21 protein-coding genes and 1 pseudogene are annotated in these 26070 nt (G+C 62.5%); 11 read left to right on the top strand and 11 right to left on the bottom strand.

From position 1 onward, the window contains the following. Nucleotides 1-23 precede the first annotated feature (23 nt). Genes XH90_RS22980 through XH90_RS22970 form a run of 3 tightly spaced genes read right to left on the bottom strand, consistent with a single transcriptional unit; the run spans nucleotide 24 to nucleotide 3290 of the window. Nucleotides 24-980 (bottom strand): 1-phosphofructokinase family hexose kinase, encoded by a 957-nt coding sequence (locus tag XH90_RS22980; RefSeq protein ID WP_194482778.1) that lies wholly within the window; start codon nucleotides 978-980, stop codon nucleotides 24-26. Nucleotide 981: 1 nt separating this feature from the next. Beyond that, nucleotides 982-1959 (bottom strand): glucokinase, encoded by a 978-nt coding sequence (glk, locus tag XH90_RS22975; RefSeq protein WP_194476602.1) that lies wholly within the window; start codon nucleotides 1957-1959, stop codon nucleotides 982-984. Then, on the bottom strand, nucleotides 1956-3290 hold the full coding sequence (locus XH90_RS22970; protein ID WP_194476601.1) for a GH1 family beta-glucosidase: 1335 nt from the start codon (nucleotides 3288-3290) through the stop codon (nucleotides 1956-1958). The genes glk and XH90_RS22970 overlap by 4 nt, the downstream gene beginning before the upstream one ends. A gap of 177 nt (nucleotides 3291-3467) precedes the next feature. Between XH90_RS22970 and XH90_RS22965 the strand changes: the two genes are divergently transcribed. After that, the gene (locus XH90_RS22965) at nucleotides 3468-4805 is read left to right on the top strand and encodes an agarase (RefSeq protein ID WP_194476600.1); all 1338 of its coding nucleotides are present in this window, start codon (nucleotides 3468-3470) and stop codon (nucleotides 4803-4805) included. Nucleotides 4806-4826: 21 nt separating this feature from the next. Here XH90_RS22965 and ppsA read toward each other — a convergent pair. Together ppsA and XH90_RS22955 are read right to left on the bottom strand one after the other, a co-directional pair. Beyond that, a pseudogene (gene ppsA / locus XH90_RS22960) lies at nucleotides 4827-7237 on the bottom strand (phosphoenolpyruvate synthase). A 73-nt stretch (nucleotides 7238-7310) separates the two neighbouring features. After that, the gene (locus XH90_RS22955) at nucleotides 7311-7697 is read right to left on the bottom strand and encodes a DUF302 domain-containing protein (RefSeq protein ID WP_194476599.1); all 387 of its coding nucleotides are present in this window, start codon (nucleotides 7695-7697) and stop codon (nucleotides 7311-7313) included. 203 nt (nucleotides 7698-7900) lie between these two features. Between XH90_RS22955 and XH90_RS22950 the strand changes: the two genes are divergently transcribed. From XH90_RS22950 to XH90_RS22925, 6 genes are all read left to right on the top strand, one after another. After that, nucleotides 7901-8737, top strand: coding sequence for a universal stress protein (locus XH90_RS22950; protein ID WP_194476598.1), 837 nt, complete (start codon nucleotides 7901-7903; stop codon nucleotides 8735-8737). 54 nt (nucleotides 8738-8791) lie between these two features. Next, a complete protein-coding gene (locus XH90_RS22945) occupies nucleotides 8792-9529 on the top strand; it encodes an ABC transporter ATP-binding protein (RefSeq protein ID WP_194476597.1) in 738 nt (245 codons plus the stop codon). Then, a complete protein-coding gene (locus XH90_RS22940) occupies nucleotides 9526-11889 on the top strand; it encodes an ABC transporter permease (protein ID WP_194476596.1) in 2364 nt (787 codons plus the stop codon). Before XH90_RS22945 ends, XH90_RS22940 begins: the two co-directional genes overlap by 4 nt. After that, nucleotides 11886-13091 (top strand): efflux RND transporter periplasmic adaptor subunit, encoded by a 1206-nt coding sequence (locus XH90_RS22935; RefSeq protein ID WP_371748260.1) that lies wholly within the window; start codon nucleotides 11886-11888, stop codon nucleotides 13089-13091. The genes XH90_RS22940 and XH90_RS22935 overlap by 4 nt, the downstream gene beginning before the upstream one ends. Before the next feature lie 66 nt (nucleotides 13092-13157). Continuing rightward, nucleotides 13158-15455, top strand: a complete 2298-nt coding sequence (locus XH90_RS22930; RefSeq protein ID WP_194476595.1) for a heavy metal translocating P-type ATPase — start codon at nucleotides 13158-13160, stop codon at nucleotides 15453-15455. Between the two features lie 21 nt (nucleotides 15456-15476). Continuing rightward, on the top strand, nucleotides 15477-18179 hold the full coding sequence (locus XH90_RS22925) for a cation-transporting P-type ATPase (protein WP_246755565.1): 2703 nt from the start codon (nucleotides 15477-15479) through the stop codon (nucleotides 18177-18179). Between the two features lie 231 nt (nucleotides 18180-18410). On the opposite strand, the gene XH90_RS22920 is transcribed toward XH90_RS22925, so the two are convergent. After that, complete coding sequence (locus XH90_RS22920) at nucleotides 18411-19079, bottom strand: CBS domain-containing protein (RefSeq protein WP_246755563.1); 669 nt, start codon at nucleotides 19077-19079, stop codon at nucleotides 18411-18413. 203 nt (nucleotides 19080-19282) lie between these two features. On the opposite strand from XH90_RS22920, the gene XH90_RS22915 reads away from it, so the two are divergent. Both XH90_RS22915 and XH90_RS22910 read left to right on the top strand, forming a co-directional pair. Then, nucleotides 19283-20104 carry a universal stress protein gene (locus XH90_RS22915; protein WP_194476593.1) on the top strand — a complete coding sequence of 274 codons (822 nt, stop codon included), beginning with the start codon at nucleotides 19283-19285 and terminating at the stop codon, nucleotides 20102-20104. 24 nt (nucleotides 20105-20128) lie between these two features. Beyond that, a complete protein-coding gene (locus XH90_RS22910; protein WP_194476592.1) occupies nucleotides 20129-20311 on the top strand; it encodes a hypothetical protein in 183 nt (60 codons plus the stop codon). A 167-nt stretch (nucleotides 20312-20478) separates the two neighbouring features. On the opposite strand, the gene XH90_RS22905 is transcribed toward XH90_RS22910, so the two are convergent. Together XH90_RS22905 and groL are read right to left on the bottom strand one after the other, a co-directional pair. Further along, nucleotides 20479-20703: a ChaB family protein gene (locus XH90_RS22905; RefSeq protein ID WP_194476591.1), complete on the bottom strand. Its 225-nt coding sequence runs from the start codon at nucleotides 20701-20703 to the stop codon at nucleotides 20479-20481. Between the two features lie 85 nt (nucleotides 20704-20788). Then, nucleotides 20789-22411 (bottom strand): chaperonin GroEL, encoded by a 1623-nt coding sequence (groL, locus tag XH90_RS22900; protein ID WP_194476590.1) that lies wholly within the window; start codon nucleotides 22409-22411, stop codon nucleotides 20789-20791. A gap of 276 nt (nucleotides 22412-22687) precedes the next feature. On the opposite strand from groL, the gene XH90_RS22895 reads away from it, so the two are divergent. Continuing rightward, entirely contained in the window at nucleotides 22688-23125 is a 438-nt protein-coding gene (locus XH90_RS22895) for an EF-hand domain-containing protein (RefSeq protein ID WP_194476589.1), read from the top strand. 225 nt (nucleotides 23126-23350) lie between these two features. Here XH90_RS22895 and XH90_RS22890 read toward each other — a convergent pair whose 3' ends face one another. The 3 genes from XH90_RS22890 to XH90_RS22880 all read right to left on the bottom strand — a co-directional run bounded on the left by XH90_RS22890 (nucleotide 23351) and on the right by XH90_RS22880 (nucleotide 25264). After that, nucleotides 23351-24430, bottom strand: a complete 1080-nt coding sequence (locus XH90_RS22890; RefSeq protein WP_194476588.1) for a YeeE/YedE family protein — start codon at nucleotides 24428-24430, stop codon at nucleotides 23351-23353. Between the two features lie 75 nt (nucleotides 24431-24505). Then, nucleotides 24506-24856, bottom strand: coding sequence for a metalloregulator ArsR/SmtB family transcription factor (locus XH90_RS22885; protein WP_092183595.1), 351 nt, complete (start codon nucleotides 24854-24856; stop codon nucleotides 24506-24508). Between the two features lie 36 nt (nucleotides 24857-24892). After that, nucleotides 24893-25264, bottom strand: coding sequence for a thioredoxin (locus XH90_RS22880; RefSeq protein WP_194476587.1), 372 nt, complete (start codon nucleotides 25262-25264; stop codon nucleotides 24893-24895). A 74-nt stretch (nucleotides 25265-25338) separates the two neighbouring features. On the opposite strand from XH90_RS22880, the gene XH90_RS22875 reads away from it, so the two are divergent. Further along, complete coding sequence (locus XH90_RS22875; RefSeq protein ID WP_194476586.1) at nucleotides 25339-26070, top strand: cytochrome c biogenesis CcdA family protein; 732 nt, start codon at nucleotides 25339-25341, stop codon at nucleotides 26068-26070.

Raw genomic sequence — 26070 nt, 5'->3', positions numbered from 1 at the left:
CAGGCGGTTGATGGGCCTTGTTGCTAGGCATGACGGCCGGCGATAGCTGTTACGTTCACGCTGGACGCGAGACGATGGATGTCCTCTCTCAAGCATAGCCCCGTGCCGGGGCTCAGCAGCGCCGCCGAACCGCCGGCGACGCCATAGCGCAGAGCGGCTTCGAGATTGTCGTCTCGTGCAAGGCTCGACACCATCGCACCCAGGAAGCTGTCGCCGGCGCCGGAAACGCTCACTGGCTCGATCGGGAGGCCATTTGCCCGCAAAGCGATGTCGCGCGTCAGGAGCAGAGCGCCCTGCGACCCCAGCGAGAGTGCGATGATCTCGATGCTGTAACGATCGAACAGTTTGCGTCCTGCTTCGAGCAGCGAGGGTTCATCCTCGGTGCCAATCCCGGCGAGTTCCTGAAACTCGTGAAGATTGGGCTTGATGAGATAAACGCCGGCATCTAGGGCGGCCTTCAGCGCGGCGCCGGTCGTATCAACGATGACCCTGGCTGCCCCTTTCGACGCCCGGACCGCCTTGCCGTAGAAGTCGGCTGGTACTCCGGGGGGGAGGCTGCCACTTGCGACCACAAACCCCGCTTGGGAACTGATGCGTGCGAGTGCGTCGAGGCACTGCTGCCATTCGAATTCGCTGAGCAAGGCGCCCGGAAAGACCAGGCGAAACTGCTCGCGGGTTGTCTCGTCGAAGATGGTGATGTCCTCGCGGGTATCGTTCGAGGTCGGGATCACGATGCTGCGCACGGACTCGCGCTCAACCAGCGCCGCCAGGGTTTGTCCGGTGGCGCCGCCGGCCGGATAGACCGCGATCGTGTCGATGCCGAGCCGCGTCAGAACCCTTGCGACGTTGATTCCGCCGCCGCCGGGATCGCGCTGAGCTTCCGCGCAACGCATTTTGGTGAAGGGGACCATCTTCCTGACCGAAGTCGAGATATCGACCGCCGGGTTGATGGTCAACGTCACGATCTGGATTGGCGGCATCTCAGCCAAGGCCGTCGACCTCCATCAGCGCGCGAAGGCCGGTGAACGCGACGTCGTCATCCAGGATGAGATAGGCTGGTATTGGCTCCAGGAATGTCCTGAGACGCCCCTTTGCCTCGAAGCGCATTCGAAACTGGGACGCAGCAAGGTAGTCGGGCATATGGCGCAAGATGCCTCCGCCGATGAACACGCCACCTCTCGCACCGACCGCGAGCGCAAAATTGCCTGTGACCGATCCCAGCATCGCGCAGAACATGTCGACAGCGGCACGGCTGGTGGCACAAGTCGCCTCGATTGCGGCGCGCGTGATGTCGGCCGCGTGGCGTTTTGGAACGGTTACCCCGTCGACAGAAGCAAGAGCGTCATGGAGATTTTCCAATCCTGCGCCTGACAGCAGGCGCTCGGACGAGACATGCCCGAATCGCTGGCGCAAGTGTGCGATCACGGCGTCCTCGCGCAATGAGCCACCTGCCATCGTGGAATGGCCGCCTTCGCCGGAAAGAACGATCTGACGGTCTGCGTGCGATATGAGGGCCGCCATGCCAAGGCCGGTGCCGGGGCCGATCGCCGCAAGGGGCGCTCCCGCGACCCGATCGCGTCCACCCAGTTGCAGCAGACTGCCTGGGGCAAGATGGGGCAGTGCCAACGCAACCGCCTCGAAGTCATTGATTAGGCGTACGGACGAAAAGCCATAGGCTCCGCGCAACTGCTCTGCATCGATCACCCAGGAGTTGTTCGTGAGCGCACAACGGCCATTCTGAACCGGGCCGGAGGCAGCAAGGATTGCGTGCTGAATTGTCCCGGCCTTCGTTCTGTCGCCGAGATAGGCGGCGAGCGCCTCCGGAAAGGTGCCGTGATTGCTGACGGCCGTGTGCGCGATCGTGCTGAGCTTGCCGTCGGTCAGAAGTGCGAAGCGGGCGTTGGTCCCTCCGATATCGGCGAGCAGGGTCGTTCGCGCTGGAAGTGGCGCCTTCGTCATGGCCGCCCCGCCTTGATCAGCCCTGCATACCAGGCGAACGAGGATTTTGGTGTTCGCCGCAGCGATGCATAATCCACATAAGTCAGGCCGAACCTGATGCTGTATCCGGAATCCCATTCGAAGTTGTCGAGCAGCGACCAGACGAAATAGCCGCGAACGTCGACGCCGCGAGAGGCGGCGGCATTCATCGCGTCGACATAGTCCCTCAGGAACTCTATTCGGCCAGTGTCGATCACCGCGCCGGTCACGTCAGGCTGGTCGGAATTTCCGTATCCGTTCTCGAGGACGTAGATCGGCAGGCTATAGCGCTCGTGGACACTCCGCAACGTGTCGCTGAAAGCCTTGGGATCGATCGGCCAATCGATCGGTGTCAAGGGGACTCCAGCTGGCTTGTCGCCGAAGTCGTAGCCCAGCATCGAATCCGCATCTGCCTTCACATAGACCGGGCTGTAGTGGTTCAGTCCGAACCAATCGACCGGCCGACAAATGCGCGAGAGGTCGCCGGGCTCCAGATGTGGCTCGATCGCTTCCCGCATCTGCGCCGGATATGCACCACGGCATTGGGGGTCCGGGAAGGCGCTGTTCCAATAGATGTCCAGACGTGCAGCCGCGGCTCTATCGGCCTCGCCGTCACTGGAGGGCCGGCATGGCTGCCGATTGTGGATGCACCCGATTGAGGCGCCGGCAACGTTTGCCCGGACAACATCTACCGCGGTGCCGTGCGCAAGATTGACGTGGTGGATCATGCGATGCAGCTTGTCCTCGCTGCTGCGATCCCGCTTGCCGAGGGATCGGCTGAACAGGCTGAAGATCGATGGCTCGTTGAGCGTCGCAAATTGCTTGACCCGGTCGCCGAAGCGGGTGGCGACCAGAGCCGCATAGTCGGCGAACCAAGTCGCCATTTCGCGGTTCTGCCAGCCGCCCCGCTCCTCCAAGGCCTGCGGCAGGTCCCAATGGTACAGGCACATCCACGGTTCGATGCCGGCGGCCAGGAGCTCGTCGATCAGGCGATCGTAGAAAGAAAGACCGGCCTCGTTCGCGGCTCCGCGGCCCTGCGGCAGGATGCGTGGCCAGGCTATCGAGAACCGATACGCTTGCACGCCAAGGTCTTTCATCAGGGCCACATCTTCGCGGTAGCGATGATAGTGGTCACACGCGACGTCGCCGGTATCGTGATTCTTGATCGTGCCGCTTTGGCAGTAAATATCCCAGATGCTGGGGCCGCGGCCGTCCTCCCCCGTTGCTCCCTCGATCTGAAAGCTCGAGGTGGAAACGCCCCAGATAAAATCGGGACGCAGACTGGCGGTGTTCGGCAGTCGAATTGTCGACATGGACGACCTGCTTGGTCCTGCTCTACCTGTGCCGCGCCACGCCGGTGTGGTCGTTGATTTCAAGCATCTGTTAGATTGATAGCCAGGCAGGTTCTGGATGGTATTGAGACAAGTCAAAAGGCCTGGGCAGGACCGTGCGATGAATGGTTAGTCTTGGTCCGTTGCCGGGGTCCGCAGTTGCAGAGAACGAAGTGGGGAGGGGTCGTCGATGGCGTCAGCGGAAGCGGCTTCTTCCGTGTCGCCGAGCACAACGGCGTTTTCTGGCTGGTCGATCCTGACGGTGGCCGCTTTCTCTCCAAAGGCGTCAATACCATCCGTTTCGATCAGGACCATGTCGGACAGACCGATCGCGTGCCTTACGCCAAGGCCTGCATGGCCAAATACGGCAGCCCCCACATCTGGCGCGCCGCGGCCGCCGACCGGCTGGCGCGCTGGAATTTCAACACTGTCGGCTGCTGGTCGGACGAACTCGTCGCCAGTGCGGGATCGCGATTGCTGGCGAGCACGCCAACCACGGAGCTTGGCGCCTCGTTCCGCCTGCATCGCCGCGATCAGATCTTTCCGGACGTCTACGATCCCGAATTCTCGGCGCATATCCGTGTGAGCGCCGAGCAACGCTGCAAGCACCGGCGCAACGATCCCGGCTTACTCGGGACCTTCATCGACAACGAACTCTACTGGTCGCCGGACTGGCGCGGCACCGACGAGCTCCTGACGCTGTTTCTGAACCTGCCATCTCATCGTCCAGGCAGGATTGCCGCAATCGCGGGTCTGCACGAGCATTATCGGGAGTTTTCTCAGTTCAATTCGGTATGGCGCACACAGGCACGATCCTGGGACGAACTCGGCAGGATCGAACACATCGCGGCGCCCTTTGTCAGACTCCGGCCCGGCGTTCTGAACGATGCGCTCGAGACCAAGGCGAATCTGACGGATCGCGCCCGCGAGGCCTTCTCTGCCGATTGCGATGCCTTTGTGGCCGTGGTGGCCGACAAGTATTTCGAACTGTGCGTCTCGGCGATCAAGGCCGCCGATCCCAATCATCTCGTGCTCGGCTCCCGGTTCGGATATCAACCGCTCAGCGGCGTGATCGCCGCGGCCGGGCGTCACCTGGATGTCGTTTCCTTCAATTGCTACGACTTCGATCCAGGTCCTGTCATCGACGCTTATGCTGCCACCGGCAAGCCGTGCCTGATCTCGGAATTCTCGTTCCGCGGCGACGATGCGGGCCTGGCGAATTCCAGAGGGGGCGGACCGCGGGTGCCAACCCAGACCGAACGTGCCCGGGCCTTCGAAGGCTACGTCGCGGCAGCCCTCAGCAAGCCGAATGTGGTCGGCTATCACTGGTTCGAGCATGCGGATCAGCCGGCCGAGGGTCGCTTTGACGGCGAGGATTCCAATTTCGGCATGGTGACCATCGACGACCAAGTTTATGACGAACTGACGCAGATGATGACCAAGGTCAATGCCGCGGCGGAACGTATCCACGCCGCGGCCGTCCCGGCCGCAGTCTGATTGCGATAATGGGCCAAAGCGTTACGTCGCGGACTGTGGGAGGGTGGCCTCGGCGTCCGACACGGCAGCCATGGTCCGGAACACGCTCGACGGATTGACGCTGATGGAGTCGATGCCAAGCCCTGTCAGATAACGCGCGATCTCCGGGTAGTTCGCGGGCGCCTCGCCGCAGATGCCGATATGGCGACCGTTACGCTTGGCGCCGACCACCGCCTGTCGGAACATCTCCAGCATTCCAGGATCGCGCTCGTCGAAATCGAAGGCCACGATGTCGGAATCCCGGTCGACTCCCAGCGTGAGCTGGGTGAGATCGTTGGAGCCGATCGAGAAGCCGTCGAACAATTCCGCAAAAGCATCGATCTGGATCACGTTGTTCGGAATCTCGCACATCACGTATATCTCCAGACCGTCGTCGCTGCGCTTCAATCCATTTGCCGCCATCGTCGCGATCACGCGCCGGCCCTCTTCGACCGTCCGGCAGAACGGCACCATGATGCGCAGGTTGGAGAGACCCATTTCCTTCCGCACCCGGCGGAGTGCGGCGCACTCCAGCGCAAATCCTTCGGCATAGGCAGGATGGCTGTAGCGAGAGGCGCCCCGGAAACCCAGCATCGGGTTCTCTTCCCGGGGCTCGAAGCCTTCGCCGCCGATCAGGCTGGCATACTCGTTGGTCTTGAAATCGGAAAGCCGCACGATCACAGGCTTCGGATAGAATGCCGCAGCGATGGTGCCGACACCTTCCGCCAGTCTTTGAACGAAGAAATCGGCGGGGCTCGTGAAGCCCCTCACGAGCCGCGCGATCGCGGCACGCGCCCTGGCTGACTTGACCTGATCCGGCTTGAGCAACGCCATCGGGTGAACCCCGATATGCTCGCTGATGATGAACTCCATGCGGGCGAGGCCGACCCCGGCCTGCGGCTGCATTGCGGTCCGGAACGCCATCTCCGGGGTGCCGACATTCACCATGATGGCCGTGCGCGGCTGCCGCAGCTCGCTCACCGGCGTCCTGGTCACGTCGAAGCCGGCCTTTCCTTGATAGACGCTGCCGACATCGCCCTCGGCGCAGCAGATCGTGACTTCGGTCCCGGTCTTGATCTTTTCGGTCGCGACCGTGGTCCCCACAACGGCGGGGATGCCCAGCTCGCGCGCGATGATGGCGGCATGGCAGGTGCGGCCGCCCTTGTCGGTGATGATGCCGGCCGCGATCTTCATGACCGGCTCCCAGTCCGGACTGGTTGCCGGGGCCACCAGGATCTCGCCGGGCTTGAAGGCAGCGAGGTCGCGCGCGGTCACGACGCGGCGCGTCCGTCCGGACGCGATCCTCTCGCCCACCGCGCGACCGCTGACGATGATGGGCCATGCGCTTTCAGATTATAGGTCTCGTAGACGTCTGCGGAGCGCCGCGAGGCTACCGTCTCGGGCCTCGCCTGAATGATGTAGAGCTTCCCGTCAGTGCCGTCCTTGGCCCATTCGATATCCATCGGCATCGCGACGCCGGCATGTTGGGAGTAGTGGGCCTCGATCCGGAGCGCGATTTCGGCAAGGCTCAGCACTTCCGGGTCGGAGATGCAGAACTTCCGGCGTTCGGCTTCCGGAACATTGCGGGTGAGCGTTGCATGATTGCCGCCGCGCTTGCCGTAGATCATGCGGATCTGCTTGGCGCCCAACCGTCGCCTCAGGACGCAGCGATATCCCAGGCTCAGCGTGGGCTTGTGGACGTAGAACTCGTCCGGATCGACCTGGCCCTGAACGATGGTCTCGCCGAGACCGTAGCCGCCTGTGACGAAGACGACGTCGCGAAAGCCGGATTCGGTGTCGAGCGTGAAGACGACGCCGCTGGCCGCCAGATCGGAGCGCACCATCTTCATCACGGCTACGGAGAGTGCGACCTTGAAATGATCGAAACCCTTGTCGATGCGATAGGAAATCGCGCGATCGGTGAAGATGGACGCAAAGCAGCGCCGGCAGGCTTCGAACAGATCCTCCGGCCCCCGCACGTTGAGATAGCTTTCGTGCTGGCCTGCGAAGCTCGCGTTCGGAAGATCCTCGGCGGTCGCAGAGCTTCGCACGGCAACGGCAACACCGGTCCCGGACTCGTGCTCGAGCTGCCGGTACGCTTCCACGACCTGGTGGCGGAGAAGGGGCGTGTCCATCGCGTGATAGATGATCTCTCGAGCCTTCGCAGCCTTGCTGGCGAGCTGTTTGATCTTGCTTTTGTCTACTCCGTCGAGAAGCTGGTGAAGCGCATCCGCGACGTTGTGCCGCGACAGCGCCTCGCGATAGGCGTCGGCCGTGATCGCAAAGCCGTCGGGGACCGAAATCCCTTGCGAGGCGAGAGCTGAGTAAAGTTCGCCCAGCGAAGCCGTCTTGCCGCCGACCAGGCCGACGTCGCCCAAACCGAGTTCGAGGAAGGATCTGATATACGAGGACATGGATGCAGCAGATCAGGTGACGGCTTTTCCCGCTTGAGGCAGATCAAGCCTTCCAACGGCTTGGATGGACTTCCTACAAGCTCTCGATCACCTTCCGCAGCAGCGTCTGGACACGCTGGGCTGATGCCTTGAGCTCGGGATTATCGATTGCCTGCATCGATGCGACGGGATCAATGGCCGCGATCTCTGTGCGATCTTGAGTAATTTCCTGCACTACGACATTGCACGGCAGCATCGTGCCGACCTTGTCCTCCAGTTGCAGGGCCTCATAGGCGAGCTTCGGATTGCATGCGCCAAGGATACGATAGTTTCGAAAGTCGGTGCCAAGCTTCTCCTTGAACGTTCGCTTGACGTCGATTTCCGTGATGATGCCAAAGCCGCCCTGCTTGAGCGCTTCCGTTACGCGCTGCGATGCAGCGTCGAAGCCAACCGGCAGTGTCTTGCTGAAATAGTAGGCCATCTCGCATCCTCCTCGTCACCGGAGCTTTATCAAGCCGACCGACGTACAGCCGCTTGATTTGGGTCAAATGAGCGGACTCGAGGTCGCGGCGTGGGCCGGTGATCGGAAGTTTGGCGGCAGGGGCCGAACCGAAGGCGTTCTGACTTAGATCAATCGACCCGGACGCGGCGCTGATACCATGATCGAAAGTTCGGAGACACGCGATGGCCGTAAGGGACGTTCTGCTCACCTTGACCAGCTATCCCGAGCCGACGCCGGTTTCGGTAATCGACCGCGCCGTATCGCTCGTCTCACCATTTGGAGCCCACGTCGCGGCGATCTCGTGTGAAGTCCATGTGCAAATACCCGGGACCTTCCTGTCTGGGGTCGGCAATGTCGGATCGATCGTGGCCGGTGAAGCTCACAAGAGCAGGAAAAATGCGCAGGAACTGCTGGCGACTTCTGAAGCGGCGGCTACGAAATCGGGGCTGCTGCACGAGACCATTCTCGAGCGTTGTCTGACGTCCGAAGTCCCGGACCTCCTGGTGGACTATGCGCGGCTGCGCGATCTCACCATCGTGCCGGTGCCGGAATCCTATGACCAATGGTATGCTGAAGCGATCATATTCGGTTCGGGAAGACCGACGCTGGTGCTACCGGAGGCGACTGCCTCGAAGGAAGCCGAACTCAACAGGGTGATCGTTGCGTGGGACTTCAGCCGCGCGGCGGCACGCGCCGTCTCCGATTCGATCCCGATCCTGGAGAATGCGCGAGAGGTGTTCATTCTCACGGTGACCAACGAGAAGGCGATATCGAGCCGACGCTCGTCGTCCGAACTTGCGAAGAATCTCTCGCGTCATGGCATCGACGTGGTCGTCGAGGAAGTCAATGCCGCGGGACAAGCCATCGGCGAGGTTCTCGCGGCTCAGATAGCTTCCCGCAGGGCGGATCTGCTCGTCATGGGGGCGTATGGTCATTCCCGCTTACGAGAGTTCATATTGGGAGGCGCGACCCGCAGCATACTGACGAGGCCGCCAATTCCTGTGCTGTTGTCGCATTGAACCGATCGGTAATCGGCCAAGCTACTGAAGGGCGGCCGTAAGCGGACTATGCTGATGGATGTCCATCCGCCCAAGCCGGATAGCAGCGGATCCCCGGTGTTTCACGCCAGGGGGCTTTCGAAGACCTATCGAATGGGAGAGATCGACGTGCATGCGCTACGCGACGTCGATCTCGACATCTTTGAGGGTGAGTTCGTCGTGCTCCTTGGGCCGTCCGGATCGGGCAAGTCGACCTTGCTGAACATTCTGGGAGGCCTGGACAGTCCGACGTCCGGCGAGGCTCGTTGGCGAGACCACAATCTGGTCGGGGCGACCGACGCCGAGTTGACGCGTTACAGGCGCGAACATGTAGGTTTTGTCTTTCAGTTCTACAACCTCATCCCAAGCCTTACGGTGCTGGAGAACGTTGCACTGGTGAACGAGATAGCGGAGAAGCCTCTCGATCCGCTCGAGGCGATCACCCTTGTCGGGCTGGAAGAGCGGATCGACCACTTTCCCTCGCAACTGTCGGGTGGCGAACAGCAGCGCGTCGCAGTTGCCCGCGCCATCGTTAAGTCGCCCGACGTCCTGATGTGCGACGAACCGACCGGTGCGCTGGATTGCGAGACCGGCAAGGTGGTGCTTGCAGCCATCGCACGCGCCAATGAGCGGCTCCGCACGACGACCATCATCATCACGCACAATGCGGCGATCGCGGGCATGGCAGACCGCGTGCTGCGGCTTGGCGGCGGGCGGATTGTCGGCGAGGAGCGCAATACACACCGGCTCTCGGCGGAAGAGGTCCGGTGGTGAGCTTGCTCGATCGAAAACTGCGGCGCGACATCGGTTCCATGCGGGGCCAGGTGCTCACCATCGCCTTGCTGGTTGCCGCCGGCATCGCCGTCTTCGTGGGATCGGTCTCGACATACGAGTCCCTCGACACAGCAGTGGAGCGATTCTACGCGACGACGCGGTTTCCGCAGGTGTTCGTGACACTCAAGCGCGCACCGTTGTCGATCGTCACGCAGCTCAACGCGATTCCCGGAGTCGCCGCCGTCGATCCGCGCATTGTTCGTGAAGTCATCGTCGACTGGCCGGCGGCCTCGCAGCCGGTCTCGGCCCGCATGGTGTCGCTCGTACATGCCGGGGACGAGACCCTTGCCCGGCTGCATTTGCGACGAGGCATGGCGCCCGAACTCGGCTTCTCGCGGGACGCAGCGGTCAATGAGGCGTTCGCGGAAGCCAATGGAGTGAAGCCAGGCGATGAGATCCGCGTGCTGCTGAACGGAAAGGTGGAGGCGTTTCACGTTATAGGCGTGGCGCTCTCAGCCGAATATGTCTACGCCGTCAAGCCGGGGCTGCCGATTCCGGACGACCGGCTCTATGCAATTCTCTGGGTAGACCGCAGCGCGGCGGAAGCCGGCTTCGACATGAAGGCAGCCTTCAACGACGCGGTCATTTCGCTGACGCCGGGCACAGACCCCAAGCCGGTGATCGAAGAACTGGACCGGCTGCTCGAACCGTATGGATCGGTTGGCGCGGTCGAGCGGCGGGATCAGCCGTCCAACAGATTTCTCGAAGACGAATTGAATCAGCAAAAGGTGATGTCGACGACTATTCCCTTCATTTTCTTCGGGGTCGCCGCGTTCCTGCTCAACAGCGCGCTCGGCAGGCTGGTTGCGGTGCAGCGCGAGCAGATCGCCGCATTGAAGGCGCTGGGCTTTCCCACGACTGCGTTGAGCCTGCACTATCTGAAGCTGGTTCTCGTTATCGTGTTGATCGGGTCGGTACTCGGGATTGCCGCCGGTTGGGGCTTTGGAAGGGCAATGATCGCAAGTTATCGAGGATTTTTTCATCTGCCCGAATTGACTTTTGCGCTCGCTCCCTGGTCAGCGGTGTTGGGCATTGTGATCAGCGCAACCGCGGCGTCTCTCGGCGTTTTGACCGCCTTGCGGCAGGTCGTTCGACTTGCGCCCGCGGTCGCCATGCGGCCGGCCGCGCCGCTCGACTTTCGCCGATCCTGGATCGAGGCCCTGCTGCCACGTAATGTCGCGAGATCGCGCCGGATGATGGTCCTGCGGAATACCGCTGGACGCCCACTCCGTTCGCTGCTGACCGTGGCGGGGGTGGCCCTTGCCGTGCCAATGATGGTGCTTGGGATATTCTGGCACGACGCGATCGGCGAGATGATTGATCTGCAGTTCAATCTGGTGGAGCGCGGAAATACGACGGTCACGTTTCCGCATCCGATGGATCGCTCGATCATTCGCGACCTGGCTCGCGAGCCCGGCGTACTAGCGGTTGAAGGCCAGCGCATGGTGCCGGTACGGCTTCGCGCCGGGCAACGCAGCTATCTGACGTCTGTGATCGGCCTGGCTGTCGGGGACGAACTGCGCCGGCCGCATGACGCCATGCTGCGCCCAATCGCGGCCGAGCCCGACGGCATCACGCTCACCCGGCGTCTTGCCGAGCGGCTCGATGTGCAGGCCGGCGGCATCATCTCGATCGAAGCGATGGAGGGGCGGCGGCGCAAGCGAGATATCCCGGTCAGTGCTGTCGTCGATGAACCGATCGGAATGGCGTCCTACATGGAGATCGAGACGCTGAACCGTTTCACGGACGAAGGCGCCGTGGTCTCGGCCGCGAGCCTGTATGTCGAGCCGACGGCGGTAACGACATTGGGGCGGAAGTTAAAGAACCTCCCCACTATCGAATCCGTGACGATGAAAGCGTATACGCTCACGTCTTTCATGGAGAAAATTGCAGGGCTTATCTTTGTAACAGCCGGCATCCTTGCAGCTTTCGCCACGATCATTACGGTGGGCGTGGTCTACAATAGTGCCCGCATCAGCCTGCAGGAGCGAGCATGGGAGTTGGCCAGCTTGAGGGTGTTGGGCTTCACCCGTGGTGAGGTCGCAGGCATCCTTTTCGGCGAATTCAGCATAGAGATCGCTTTGGGCATTGCGGCCGGCCTGCCGCTTTCGCGCGTTGTCATCGATCTGATCGCGAGATTCCATTCCAACGAGAGCTTTCAAATACCTGCGGTGGTCGCCCCGACGACTTACTTGATTGCAGCCGGCGTCGTGCTGCTCGCGGCCGTTGCCAGTGCGTACATCGTCAAGGCGCGTGTCGACCGGCTCGATCTGGTTGCAGCCCTCAAGGCCAGAGAATGAATATGCGCATCGCGGGCCGGCACATTGGAATGGCGGCGGGAATTCTAGCCGCGGCCGGGATCGCGATCTGGCTCCTGGTGCCAGCGCCGGTGGCGGTCGAGACGAGCGCGGTGACGAAAGGACGCTTCGTCGCCACCGTCGATGAAGACGGCAAGACACGCGTGCGCGAGCGATACGTTGTCGCTGCACCGCTCGCAGGACGGTTAGGCCGGATCCGCTTCAAGGTCGGCGACCAGGTGCAGGTCAACGATGCCGTCGCCACGATCTGGCCATCGCCGGCGCCGCTGATGGACCCACGAACCCGGCGGGAAGTCGAGGAAAGGCTGGGAATGGCCGAAGCCAACCTCGAGCGGACCAAGGCAGTTGTCGAGCGGGTGCGGGATCAGGTCAACCAGGCCAATACCGATCTGACGCGGGCGCGGACCCTGGCCCAGCAAGGGGCCGCTACGGTGCAGACCCTTGAACGTGCCGAACTTGCGGCACGCCTGGCTGACCGGGATCTTCGTGCGGCGGAATTCCAGGATCACGCCGCCGGGCATGAGATCAGTCAGATGCGCGCATTGCTGGCGCGTTACGGCAGCGACGGCGACGGTCAACCGGAAAGCTGGAGCGTCGCTTCGCCGGTCGCCGGCGTTGTTTTGGGGGTGACGACGCCAAGCGAGACGACCGTGCAGCCGGGTACGCCGCTTCTGGACATCGGCGACGCCAGAGATCTCGAAATCGTGGCCGATGTCCTCAGCACCGACGCAGTCGAGATCCGTGCGGGGGCTGATGTCACGATCGACCATTGGGGCGGCGAGGGGAAATTGAGGGGCCGCGTCCGCCGGGTTGAGCCGGCGGCATTCACCAAGGTCTCTACGCTTGGCGTCGAGGAGCAAAGGGTCAATGTTCTCGTCGATCTTCTGTCGCCACCGGGACAGTGGGCGCGGCTTGGTGACGGCTATCAGGTCGACGTTCAGATCACGGTCTTCGCAAAGGACGACGCGACGATCGTCCCATCTGGCGCACTCTTTCGTCGCGGAGAGCGCTGGAACGTCTACGTCGCGAAGGACGGGCGCGCCGAATTGCGTCAACTCGAGCTTTTGCGCCGCTCGGGCCGTCTAGCGGCAGTCGCTTCCGGCCTGGCTCCGGGAGAAAAGGTGATTGTCTATCCCAGTGACCGTGTCTCGCCGGGCATGAGGGTCTCGCAACGAACGCGTTGATCTTGCTCAATGGGCGAAGCCGGATTTGGAAGAGTGTGATTTGTCGCCAACCGTGGGAATAAGATCATGTCGTTTGAGCGGGTCCTGCGATGGGCCTTGGTCGCGATTGCGATCGCGGGATTGGTCGCAGGTATTCTCGCGCGAGCCGTCGGCCGGCCTGATCTCGCCGATCTTGCATGGGAACTCGGCACGGCGCCCGTGATTGGAGGGCTTGCGGTCTCCATCGTCAGGGATTTTCTGAGCGGCCGCCTCGGGGTGGACGCCGTTGCGCTGCTGTCCATGAGCGCGGCGTTGGCGCTTGGCCAACCGCTTGCCGGGGCCGTGGTCGCGTTGATGTATTCCGGCGGCAACGTGCTGGAAGATATCGCGGTCGCACGCGCCGAGCGCGACCTGAGGTCGCTGGTCGATCGTGCGCCGCGGCAGGCCCATCGCAAGAGCGGCGAGCGGATCGAAGAGGTTGCAGTCGATGCAATCTCGGTCGGCGAAGAACTTCTGGTGCGGGCCGGCGAGATCGTGCCGGTCGACGGTATCGTTGGCTCGGCTTCGGCTACCATTGACGAGTCCGCCGTGACCGGCGAACCGATCCCGGTCGAAAAAGCGCGTGGCAGTGCCGTTCTGTCAGGCTCGTTGAATGCGGGTGAGACGTTCGAATTGACCGTGACCGCGCCGGCTGGCGAGAGCACCTATGCCGGCATCGTGCGCATGGTGACGGCGGCGCAAACTGCAAAAGCTCCCTTCGTGCGACTGGCCGATCGCTACGCGCTGATCCTTCTGCCGGTCACGCTTGTCATCGCCTTCGTGGCGTGGCGGATCTCCGGCGATCTGACGCGCAGTCTCGCTGTGCTCGTCGCGGCAACACCATGTCCGCTGATTCTCGCGGCACCGGTTGCTTTCATTGCCGGCGTGGCGCAAGCGGCGCGCCGCGGCATTCTGGCCAAGGGCAGTGGGGCGCTGGAAGCGCTGGCTCGTGCGCACACCGTGTTGTTTGACAAAACAGGCACCTTGACGGTCGGAGGGGCGCGGTTGCTGTCGATCGAAGTCGCGCCAGGAGAGGACCCTGACGAGGTGCTCAGGCTCGGGGCATCGCTTGAGCAGGCTTCACATCACGTGCTTGCCAAGACTGTGGTGGCGGCGGCTCTCGATCGCCGCCTCGAGCTGAAAGCACCCGAACAGGTCAAGGAGGCGATGGGCTCGGGCTTGAGCGGCCGGATCGACGGACGTCAGGTCACGGCCGGATCGCGGCAGATGCTTTCCTCGAATGCTGAGCTCTTGCCGTGGGAGCTGCGGGCAATCCGGCGCGCCTCGTGGCGCTCGGCGCTGATAGTCTTTGTCGCCGTAGACGGACGTACAATCGGTGCGTTGCTGCTGGCTGATGAACTTCGTGCCGACACGCCGAGAGCGATCCGGTTGCTCCGCGACGCGGGCATCGCGCGCATGGTTATGGTCACGGGTGATCGCGCCGCGGCGGCGCAAGCCATCGGTGCTGCGCTCGACCTCGATGCCGTGCTGGCGGACCGCGTTCCTTCCGACAAGGTCGAGGCGGTGCGCGCCGAGCAACGGCTGCATCCGACCATCATGGTCGGCGATGGTATCAACGACGCCCCGGCGCTGGCCGTGGCAGACATCGGGGTCGCGCTCGGGGCGCGGGGAGCCAGCGCCTCGTCCGAGGCGGCTGATGTGGTGATCCTGGCCGACCGCCTTGACCGTGTGGGCGAAGCGATCATCATTGCGCAGCGGGCGCGGCGGATTGCCCTGCAAAGCATTGTCGTCGGCATGGGGTTGTCGCTGGTGGCGATGGTCGCCGCCGCTCTCGGCTGGCTAGCCCCGGTGCCGGCGGCGATCGTGCAGGAGGTGATCGATGTCGCCGTCATCCTGAACGCGCTGCGCGCGCTCACTCCAGCCTTCGGCGCTGGCGGCCGTCGCATCACGCCGGAGCAGGGGCTGACTTTGCATCACGATCATCAGACCCTGTTCAGGGACCTCGACCGCCTGCGCAAGATCGTCGATGCATTGGACGACGTGCCCCCCGAAACGGCCGGGACATTGATCGGCGAAGCCCAGCGGGTGGTTCAGGGCAGCGTCGTGAAACACGAGCGCGATGACGAAGACAGCGTCTATCCGAAGCTCGCGGAGGTGCTGCGCGAGCGCCATGGTCTCTCTGCCATGAGCCGCGCCCATCGGGAGATACTGCATCTTGCCCGGCTGCTCAGCCGGATCGTCGAGGACATGCCCTCGGACAAAATCGACCGCTATCTCGTGCGGGACGCGCAACGCGTGATCGAGGCGATCGAGACGCTGGTGCGCATGCACACGGCCCAAGAGGAGGATATCTACGAAGCCGTGTCGGCTCAGGCCCCGGCCTAGCGGCACAATTCCTCTGTTCCGGTGCAAAGGAGGTTCGCCATCTCGAAGCAGGAACTTGCCAACCCGCCGATACTTCCGGAGTATCCGCACGCTCTGCCTGTCACGGAACTGCTCGGTCAGTTGCGCGTATCCGGTGCCGAAGGGCTCTCCGAGACCGAGGTCAGCGCACGGCGCAAGCATTTCGGCGCGAACACCATCGCCTCCCGACGTCCAGCCGGCGCGATGCGCCTGCTGCTGCACCAGTTCAGGAGCCCGGTCGTCTATCTCCTGAGTGGCGCAGCCGGCCTGGCACTATATTTTGGTGAACTGGAAGAAGGAAGCGCCATCGTTGCGGTGCTTGCCATCAACACGCTGATCGGTTTCGTGACCGAGTTGAAGGCGGTCAGATCGATCGAGGCGTTGCGGGCGCTTGGCACGCATACCGTCCGTGTCCGTAGGCAGGGGCTGGTGCATGGGGTTCCGGCCGAGGAACTCGTTCCGGGGGATGTCGTTGTTCTGGAGGCCGGTGACGCGGTTGCGGCTGACCTGCGTCTCATCGAGACATCTCGCTTTTCCGCGGACGAGTCGTCGTTGACCGGAGAATCGGTCGCCGTCGAGAAACAGATCGACCCGGTCGGCGCAGACACCCGTCTCGGCGATCGCGCGTCGATGGCGTTCAAGGGCACCGCCGTTACGCGCGGGACCGGGGCCGGCGTCGTCGTCGCGACCGGCTTCGCCACCGAACTTGGCCGAGTGGCCCGTCTTGTCCTCGAATCTGATCCGGGTAGCTCGCCTCTTGAACGCAAGCTCGAACGCCTGTCGTTGCAACTCGTTTGGGCGACCATCATGGCCGCCGCCGTTATCGGCACCCTCGGTCTCCGCGGCGGTGAGAAACCTCTCGTGATAGTCGAGGCGGCGATAGCACTCGCCGTGGCGGCGATCCCCGAGGGCCTTCCGATCGTTGCTACGCTCGCGCTCGCCCGCGGCATGTGGCGCATGGCGCGACGGAACGCGCTGATCGAGCGCTTGTCCGCAGTCGAGACGCTTGGGGCTACGACCGTCATCCTCACCGACAAAACGGGCACTTTGACCGAGAATCGGATGACGGTGCGGCGGCTCTACACCGCCTCTGGCGAGATCGAACTCGAGGCAAAAGCGCAGCAAAGTGAGGGTTCGCAGATTGGCTATGACCCACAGGCCGTTCAATTGCTGCGAATTGCAGTCCTCTGCAACGACGCCCACCTCGACTTGGCAGACAAGAGCGGCAGCGGCGACCCGATGGAGATCGCGCTCTTGCGTGCCGGATTGAACGTGGGCATATCGCGGATTGCCCTGCTGGATGGGCAGCCGATCGTTGGAAAGCATGCCTTCGATCCCGCCACCAAGATGATGGCGACGGTTCACGAATACGACGGTGGCGTGCTGGTAGCGGTGAAGGGAGCGCCGGAAGCAGTCCTCGCAGTCACGACGCGCCTGGCCGTCGCCGACGGCGAGGTCGTTCTCGATGACGACATGCGAGCGGAGTGGTTAAGCCGGGCTGAGCAGCTCGGCCATCACGGCCTGCGCGTACTTGCCTGTGCGATGAAAGCCGAGACGCGGGCCGATGTTCCGCCCTATGAGGGGCTAATCCTTGTTGGCCTGATTGGTTTCGAGGACCCTCCGCGTGCTGACGTACCAATGGCGATCCGGGACTGCAGGCAAGCGGGAATTCGCGTGATCATGGTCACCGGCGACCATTTGGTGACGGCGCGAAGTATCGGGCGCGCCGTTGGTCTTGGCGAGAACATCGCGAATGCCGTTGAAGGCAAGAAGATCGCGGAGGTGATCGAGACCGGATTACCTTCGCTCCGCGACATCGGAATTTTCGCGCGGGTGAACCCCGATGAGAAGCTTGCTCTCGTCAAGGCATACCAGGCGGCAGGCGAGATCGTCGCCATGACCGGGGACGGGGTCAACGACGCGCCGGCGCTACGGCAGGCCGATATCGGTGTGGCCATGGGCCTAAGGGGAACCGATGTTGCACGCGAGGCGGCGGCCATGATTCTCCTCGATGACGCATTTCCGACCATCATCAAGGCGATCGGCGAAGGTCGCATCATCTTCGCCAATATTCGGCGTTTCGCCGCCTACCTGTTGTCCTGCAATCTTAGCGAAGTGATGGTAGTCGGCCTGGCCGTGCTGTCAACGTTACCCTTGCCGCTTCTGCCGCTACAGGTTCTGTATCTCAATCTCGTGACTGACGTATTTCCGGCCTTCGCGCTGGCGATGGGCGAAGGCGAGGCGGGTATCCTAAATCATCCTCCGCGCGATCCGCAGGAATCCATTCTGGGCCACCGCCAATGGATTACGATAGTGCTGCATGGTGCTGCACTGACAGCCGGCACATTCGGCGCTCTGGCTGTGTCGTCCTGGTTGGTTCTCGACGCCCAAGCGACCGTGACCGTTACGTTTCTCACGCTCGCCTTTGCGCAGCTGTGGCACACATTGAACATGCGTGATCAGCACTCACCTGTCTTCGTCAACGAAGTGACTCGGAACGGCTGGCTGTGGTGCGCGCTAGTGCTTTGCGCGGTACTGATTGCCGTGCCGCCCTACCTGCCGCCGATTGCCCTGCTATTGCAGCTCTCACCTCCTACCTTCAAGATGTGGTCCGTTGTCATTTTCTTCAGTTTGATGCCGTTAGTCATTACGCAGGCCGCGACCGCGTTCACTAGTGGATGGACCGCAAGGCGATCAAGGGGCTGAGGTGAGGACGTTACCAACTATGCTTTGCGGTACATCATCGATGCAATATTCATCGGCGCCGCCGGAATTCGGCGCTCGCGGCATTGATCGCATCAATACTCGACGAGCTGCGTCTGCAATAATTCCAGCTATGAGAAGATCGAGCCATGCCAGACCTCGTCCAGCGGGGCAAATGCCGTGCATCCTCGACTGAAGGCAGCGGGACAGCCGCCCCGCGTGCCGGCTTCCGGGTCAATAGACGAAGGCTGGAGTTTCGAGGAGGTGATCATTCACCGCTACGACGCCGGGGATCGTCTCTGCGGCAACGCGAATGGCCGTACGTTCGGCAAGCGATGGCGCGAAACCCCAGATATCGATCACACCGTCCTGTACGGTCGCGTTCAAATTGAATGTATGAGCCCAGGGTTGCTTTCTGATCTCCTCGAAGAACCTCTTCCGGATGGCTGAATCCGGCAACGAAATCTCGAGCTTCGGCCTGGCGCTGGCGATCGCCTGGAGCAGGTTCGCTCGGCTGACGATTCCGACGAGCTGGCCTTCCTTGTTGACGATGGGAACGCGCTTGATCTGATGTTCTTCGAGCAGCATCGCAATGTCGTGCAACGGCGTCTCGGGCGCCGCGCTGGCAACGTCTCGTGTCATGATATCCTGCACCTTGATCGAGTGCGATTTGACATAGTCACTCGCGAGGTCGGCATCGCCGGTCAACAGGCGCAACCACCAGGAGGGGGAACGTTCGGTGCTGCTCTCGGTTCTATGCAGCAGATCGCCTTCACTCACGATTCCGAGAACTTTATTGTCGGCATCGACGACCGGCACAGCACTGATCCGGTGCTCCAACAGCATCTGCGCCACCTGGCGGACGGTCGCATTCGGCCCGACGGTAACCACCGGCGACATCATCACATCTCGTGCCTGCATGATAGACCCTCCGTATCGCCTTTCAATTTCGGACCATCCTGCCTGATCGTGGGTGGTCCGGTTTGATCGGGATCAAGCATCGCAGCCGTCCCAGCGACGGGCCGCTGCAACGTCTTTGATTTCTGTCAAGCGTTTCGCCGATCCAGGGGCGATAAGAGGCCGTCGCATTTTGCCGGAGCATCATCATGTCTGTCGCAAGCGTCATGGTCTATGTCGATTCCGAACAGCAGGCGGCAGGCCAAGTTGCCGTTGCCGGGGGGATTGCGAGAACGTTCGGAGCGAGCGTCCTGGGTATTTCCGCGGTGGCGGTGGAACCTCCCTTCGTGGCAGAGGGTGTCGTCATCGAGCAGACCACCGAGGAAGACATCAAACGCATAAAGGCAACGCTTTCGGCGAAGGAGGCTTGGTTCAAGAGGGTGCTCGGCCTGCCGAGCGAGACGGTCGAATGGCGCTGGGCACTGGACTATCCGACCGACTTTCTGGTCGAGCAGGCTCGCGCGGCGGATATTGTGGTCGTCAAGCGTAGGTCACACACGGCCAGCCACTCGCACTTCCTCGATCCAGCCGGAGCCATGCTGCGGATGGGACGCCCCACCTTATCGGTGCCGGAGCGGGTGACGGAGTTGTCCGGCGAACGCATCGTGGTCGGCTGGAAGGACACACGGGAAGCACGTATCGCCGTTCGCGATGCTATGCCGTTTCTGACCAGGGCCTCCCAGGTCACAATCGCGGAAATCTGCACGTCGGGCGAGCAGGATGCGGCCCGCAAACGGGTTCGCGACGTGGCCGGCTATCTTCAACGACATGGCGTGCAGTCCCAACACGAGATACGTGTCCACACTGCGGAGCCGGACGGAGGCTATCTTGTTCGGTTGGCATCCGGACTCGGCGCCGACCTCATCGTCACCGGCGGCTATGGACACAGCCGGTTGGGAGAATGGATTTTTGGCGGCATGACCCAGACCCTTTTGCAACAGGCACCGGTCTGTCTGCTGATGTCGCACTGAGTTAATGCGGCGGGAGTGTGCGCAATGGACAAGGATGGTCAAGCGGCGCAGCAGAGCGCGGTGAAGCAAAGGTCCGAGGTGGCCGCTCCCGATCGGGGAAAGCCGGTCGTCGAAACCGGGCTGGCGGATCGCGCGATCAGGGATGCCGTAGAAGACGACGAGGTGCGCGAGGCACTGAATTTGCGTGGTCGCGACAAGCGCCGGTAGTCCGAGAAGCGTTTATCACGAGCGGAAGCCCGTCAAATTCCGCGGCAATGCGTGCGAGACCAAAAGGGGTGGGCAAGATCGCGACGATCGCCTCGTCATTGTTTCGCCGATGAACAAATTGGGCGGATCAGCGCCCCTTTCTCAATTGCCTCGCTTCGAGTTGCCGCTCAAATCGTTGAATCCGTTTTCCTTGGTACCCATTGATCTCCGCATTTCACATAGGAGCGCTTGACAGCCGACCAGGCCGTGCGATGAGCGATCTCTTCCTGCCGGGGATCGCCGACATGCGAAGCAAAGGAGTGATTGAACGCCTCCCGGTAAATGTCCAAAGCGTGGGGCGGCAAATGATGCCGCACGCCAGCGGGAAGGTCTTCGTTCGAGCGATAGGGCATCGTTCGTGTCCTGGGGCGGATCGTCGCCGTCTTCGACCGCTCGCCCACGGCTTGATGCCGGAGGCCGCGACGAGACGTGTCGCAGCTACATCGCCATATCGTGCTCGGGCATGCGCTCGCGCTTTGTCTCCGGAATTTCCGTCATCGTCGCTTCCGTCAGAAGCAGAACGCTCGCCACCGAGACCGCGTTTTCGAGTGCGGTCCGCACCACTTTCACGGGGTCTACAATACCGGCTTCCACGAGATCGACGTACATCTTGCGGGCGGCATCGAAGCCGAAGTTACCTTCGCTGTCGAGCATCCGCGCGACCACGACGCCGCCGTCGGTAGCCGAATTCTCGGCGATCTGACGAGCCGGCGCCTCGAGGGCACGTCTCAGGATCTGCATACCGGTTCGTTCGTCACCCTCGCAAGCCGCTTCTTCCTTCGCCACGGCTGCCACGGTTCGAAGCAGGGCAAGTCCGCCGCCGGGTACGATGCCTTCCGCAACGGCTGCCTTGGTCGAACTGATGGCATCGTCGAGTGCTTCCTTCTTGGCCTTCATCTCGGCTTCGGTCGGGGCCCCGACCCTGATCACGGCGACGCCGCCGGATAATTTCGCGAGGCGCTCCTCGAGCTTCTCCCGATCGTAGTCGCTCGTGGACTTCTCGATTTCGACCCGGATCTGCGCCAGCCGTGCGTCGATACGCGAGCGGTCGCCGCCGCTGCCGATCAGGGTCGTATTCTCCTTGTCAGCAACCACACGTGCGGCGCGGCCGAGTTGTTGCAGGGTGGAACTTTCCAGCTTGAGGCCAATCTCTTCCGAGATCACCTGGGCGCCGGTCAGAATCGCTATGTCTTCCAGCATGGCCCTGCGCCGATCGCCGAACCCGGGCGCCTTGACCGCGCAGGCCTTGAGCACGCCGCGTAGCTGGTTGACGATAAGCGTTGCCAGAGCTTCGCCCTCGATGTCTTCGGCGATGATCAGGAGCGAACGGCCGCTCTTGGCGACCTGCTCGAGCAGAGGGACCAGATCGCGGAGCGCGCCGATCTTGTGGTCACAGAGCAGCACGTAGGGGTCCTCCAAAACGGATTCCATGCGATCCGCGTCGGTGACGAAGTACGGAGATAAAAAGCCGCGGTCGAACTTCATCCCCTCGACGACATCCAGAAGGGTCTCGGTCGTCTTGGACTCTTCGACCGAGATCACGCCATCACCGCCGACCTTCTCGATCGCGTCAGCAACCAGTTCACCGATGGACGCATCGTTGTGTGCGGAAATCGTCGCGACCTGAGCCTTCTCGGCGCGGGTCTTCACTGGCTTTGCCATGGCGCGGAGCGCCGCGATGGCGGCTTGTGCCCCCCGATCCAGACCACGCTTCAGGTCGATTGCGCTCGCGCCGGCGACAACGTTGCGAACGCCGTCCGACAGGATGGCGTGCGCGAGGATCGTCGAGGTGCTGGTGCCGTCTCCGACGACGTCGCCCGTTTTTTCGGCTGCCTGCCGAAGCACCTGGGCGCCGAGATTCTCCTCGGGGTCCTTCAGATCGAACTCCTTCGCGATGGTGACGCCGTCGTTGCAGACAATCGGCGCTCCCCATCCTTTCTGGATCAGAACGGATTTCGACTTCGGGCCAAGCGTAACGCGCACCGCGTCCGCGAGAAGCGAGGCGCCACGCAGGACTTTCTCGCGAGCCGCCGAATGGAACAGGACTTGTTTGTGTGCCATCGAAATGCCTCAGGTGTTCTGCCGTTGCCGAGATTTCGTCGACCAGTGTGTACGACCGGGCTGAGCTGAAATTGATCTTGGTCAACAGGCGGTCGGCACCTGATGTCGTGATCTCCGAGCGTGCCCGCTACCTTGTTGATCTGAAGCTGCCGAGGCCATCGGGGGGATCTGCGGATAGAGCGTCATTCTGCACACCGCATGATTGACTTGGCTCAAGGTAAATTTCGCTGAGTCTCGGCACAGTCGCAACGACACCACCAACGCTGGAGAAATCCCATGCGATGCCGAACCATTGCTGCAGCGCTGCTGTTTGCCGCCATGAGTTATCCCGTCTCGGCTCAAGATACGACGGATCACGGCGCCCATCACACGGAGCAGGATCAGGCTCCGCTGACCAGGCAGACGGAATCTCCTGCAGGTCAATCCGCAGAGCAACAAGGCATGATGCGCGGTAGAGACATGATGGGAATGATGGGAGGCGGTATGAAGGAGCAGGGCATGGTAGGCGCGGCTGGGATGGGGTCGTCAATCATGTTCCGCATGATTTTCGCGCTGATGGATGCTGATAGTGACGGGACCGTCTCGTTGCCGGAGTTTCAGTCCGCGCACGAACGGATATTCAAGGCGATGGACAGCAACAAGGATGGCAAGCTCACTGTGGAGGAGATGCTGTCCTTTCTGAGCGGGATCAAGAGCAAAGTCTCACGGCAATAGCCGACTGGTCGGGGTTCGACGCGATCGCCCGATTCATTTGGGCGGTTGACTGGGGCGGCCGCATTTGCCCGGCGATCACGAGGCCGGGATTGCACCCGCCCACGAGACCGCTATGACCAGCTACGTGCGCGTCGCAATACTCGGGTAGGCAAATCGGACCTCCGCGCGATAGGATTTGTCGTCATTCGGAGTCGCGCCGGCGTGGCAGAAGCGGTAAATGTTCCGCTACGTCGAGACGCCGAATAGCTTGCGCACTGCTGGCAACCACTCGCCTGTCATCGTGAACTCGAGCCCGAGTCGAACTCCGCAGGCAATCGCCAGCATGGTGATCGGCGCCGAGACGGCGAGCGTCGAGAACGCGGTCAAGCCCTGGCCGATCGTGCATCCCATCGACATGACCCCTCCGATACCCATCAGGAACGCTCCGGTCATATGACGCTTCAATTCGCGCGCGTCGTCGCAGGCCTCCCAGCGGAAACCGCGCGCGAGCATCGCTGCGGCAAAAGAGCCCGCCACGACTCCTGCGACGGAGCCGATGCCGAAATTGAGACGTGCGCCGGAGAAAGTGGCGATGTAGAGAATGGTGTCGCCGAGTGGTGCCACGAAGGTGAGGGAAGAGACCCGCGTGGGATCGAACTCATCGTCAGCAAGCCATCCAGTCGCAAGCCATCCGAATGCGATCGCCGCGCCGACAGCAAGGCCGGAGGCCAGCAGCCGCGGCGAGCGGATCAGCCTGCCGTCCGCAAGTGTCCAGATGGCCAGCGCCGCGGCGATCGATACGGTAAGGATCGCGCGCATCGTGCCACCTGCGCCGAGCAACGAGGTCAGCGTCTGAGTGCTGCCCTCAGGCAGCCGCAGCGACAATGGCTCGATCAGCGCCAGGCGCAGCATGCCCGTGATGCCGCGCATGGTCGCGAGCGCGGACAGGCCGAGCACGAGAAAGACCACGATCGCGCGCAGGTCGCCGCCGCCGATGCGCACCAGCGTGCCGAAGCCACAAGTGCCGACCAGCGCCATGCCAACGCCAAACATCAGACCGCCAATGATCGCGCCGCCAAGACCGATCGATGCCGTGGGATAGATCGATCGCGACAGATCGACGATGCCAAACCCAGCGAGGGCCTGAGTCGCAAGCAGTGCAACCGCCGCCGCCAGCGCGAATGATTTCAGGCGGCGATAGTCCGATCCGAAAAACGCATCCTCAAGCATCGCGAGCGTGCAAAAACGGCCTGCACGGCCGGCAACGCCGAGCACGGCGCCCGCGGCAAGCCCGCATCCAAACGCTATGGTCGATGGACTGAGCATTCCGTCCCGGAAGATGTTTGTTCTGCCTCTTCGGGCAGTTTGCGCCTGAGGGGTGCGAAAATCCAGCGCGGAAAATTACCGGCGGCGCCGGCGCACCGGCTCGCAGAACACGTCGTAGACGGCGGTGAGAATCTTGCGGACGTCCTCATTGGCGAGACTGTAGTAGATCGCCTTGCCGTCGCGGCGAGTGGTCACCAGCCGGTCGAGCCTCAGCCGCGCAAGCTGCTGTGAGACGGTCGATTGGCGCTCGCCCAGGAATTGCTCGAGCTCGGTCACGGATTTCTCGCCTTCGGCGAGGATGCAGAGCAACAGCAACCGAGACTCGTGCGACAGCGCCTTGAGCATGTCGCTCGCCTCGCGCGCCTTCTCGATCATCTGCTCGAGCTCGGCTGAGCCTTCGATCTCCTTCAGCTTTGGCAATGGCATCGCGTCAAAGTCCCCTGAACAAAATCCAAAGAGCGGTCACGATCTGGCTGGTTCATATCCTGCGCTCGACAGGATCCGATCCAAGAGGCCGAAGAAGAAGGTATCCCCCGGATAGCCGCGAATGCGTCCGATCTCACGGCCTTCTTTTACCACGACGAAGGTCGGCGTGAAGGCGCCCGGATCGATTCCGGCGAGATCGGCAGGCCGGGGACCATTCAGGTCGACCCGGCGCAGCGGCGCGGCCTGACTTTCCTCGGTCTTGCCGTAGATCGGCGCAATCTCGGCATTGAAGCGCGCGCACCACACGCAGCCTGGCCGTTCGAACATGACGAGCTCGGCCGCGCGCGATGCCGCCGACGGCAGCGCCAGCGCGATGGTGACGGCGAGGAAGGCGGTGATTCGGTTCATTCTGGGCAACGGCCTCTGGACTTCCTCGCCGCTTTATATCATTAAATTCGTATATGTGCTAGGGATGAGGCGCAATGACCTTGGACGTCACGCTGGGTGCGGCCTTTGTCGCGGGTCTGTTGTCGTTTCTGTCGCCGTGTATCCTGCCCCTGGTGCCGCCTTTCCTTTGCTACATGGCCGGCGTCTCCGTCACGGATCTTTCCGGCGACAGGCCGGATCTGCGGCCGCGCATCCTGGTCTCCGCGCTGGCTTTCATCGCGGGCTTCTCGCTGGTTTTCGTCGCGCTCGGCTCGACGGCGTCGATCGCGGGTCGCTTCGTGTCCGCGCATCTGTCGACGCTCGGCATGGTTGCCGGCGGCCTGATCATCGCCATGGGCCTGCATTTCCTGGGCGTGCTCCGGATCCCGCTGCTCTATCGCAGCGCGACCGTGCAGGTCGACAACCGACCGGCCGGCGTCGGGGGGGCCTTCGTCATGGGGCTGGCGTTCGCATTCGGCTGGACGCCTTGCGCAGGGCCCATTCTGGCTGCGGTCCTGCTGATGGCAGGCTCGGAGGAGACCACCGGACGCGGCGCGCTGCTGCTGTTCGCCTATTCGATCGGGACCGGCATTCCGTTTCTGATCGCAGCCGTCTTTACCGGTCGTTTCATGGCGTTGCTTGGCCGCGCGCGTCGGCATCTCGGCCTGATCGAGAAGGCAATGGGTGTCTTTCTGGTCGCAACTGGTCTGATGTTTCTGACCGGTCTGATGCCGGCGGTGTCCGAATGGCTGCTGGAGCTATTCCCCGGGCTGACCAGCATCGGCTGA

It is taken from the genome of Bradyrhizobium sp. CCBAU 53338 (assembly GCF_015291665.1).
In the GTDB taxonomy this organism is placed as follows: domain Bacteria; phylum Pseudomonadota; class Alphaproteobacteria; order Rhizobiales; family Xanthobacteraceae; genus Bradyrhizobium.
Note: the sequence above shows the minus strand (reverse complement) of the source record. Positions and strands in the feature narration are given on the sequence as shown.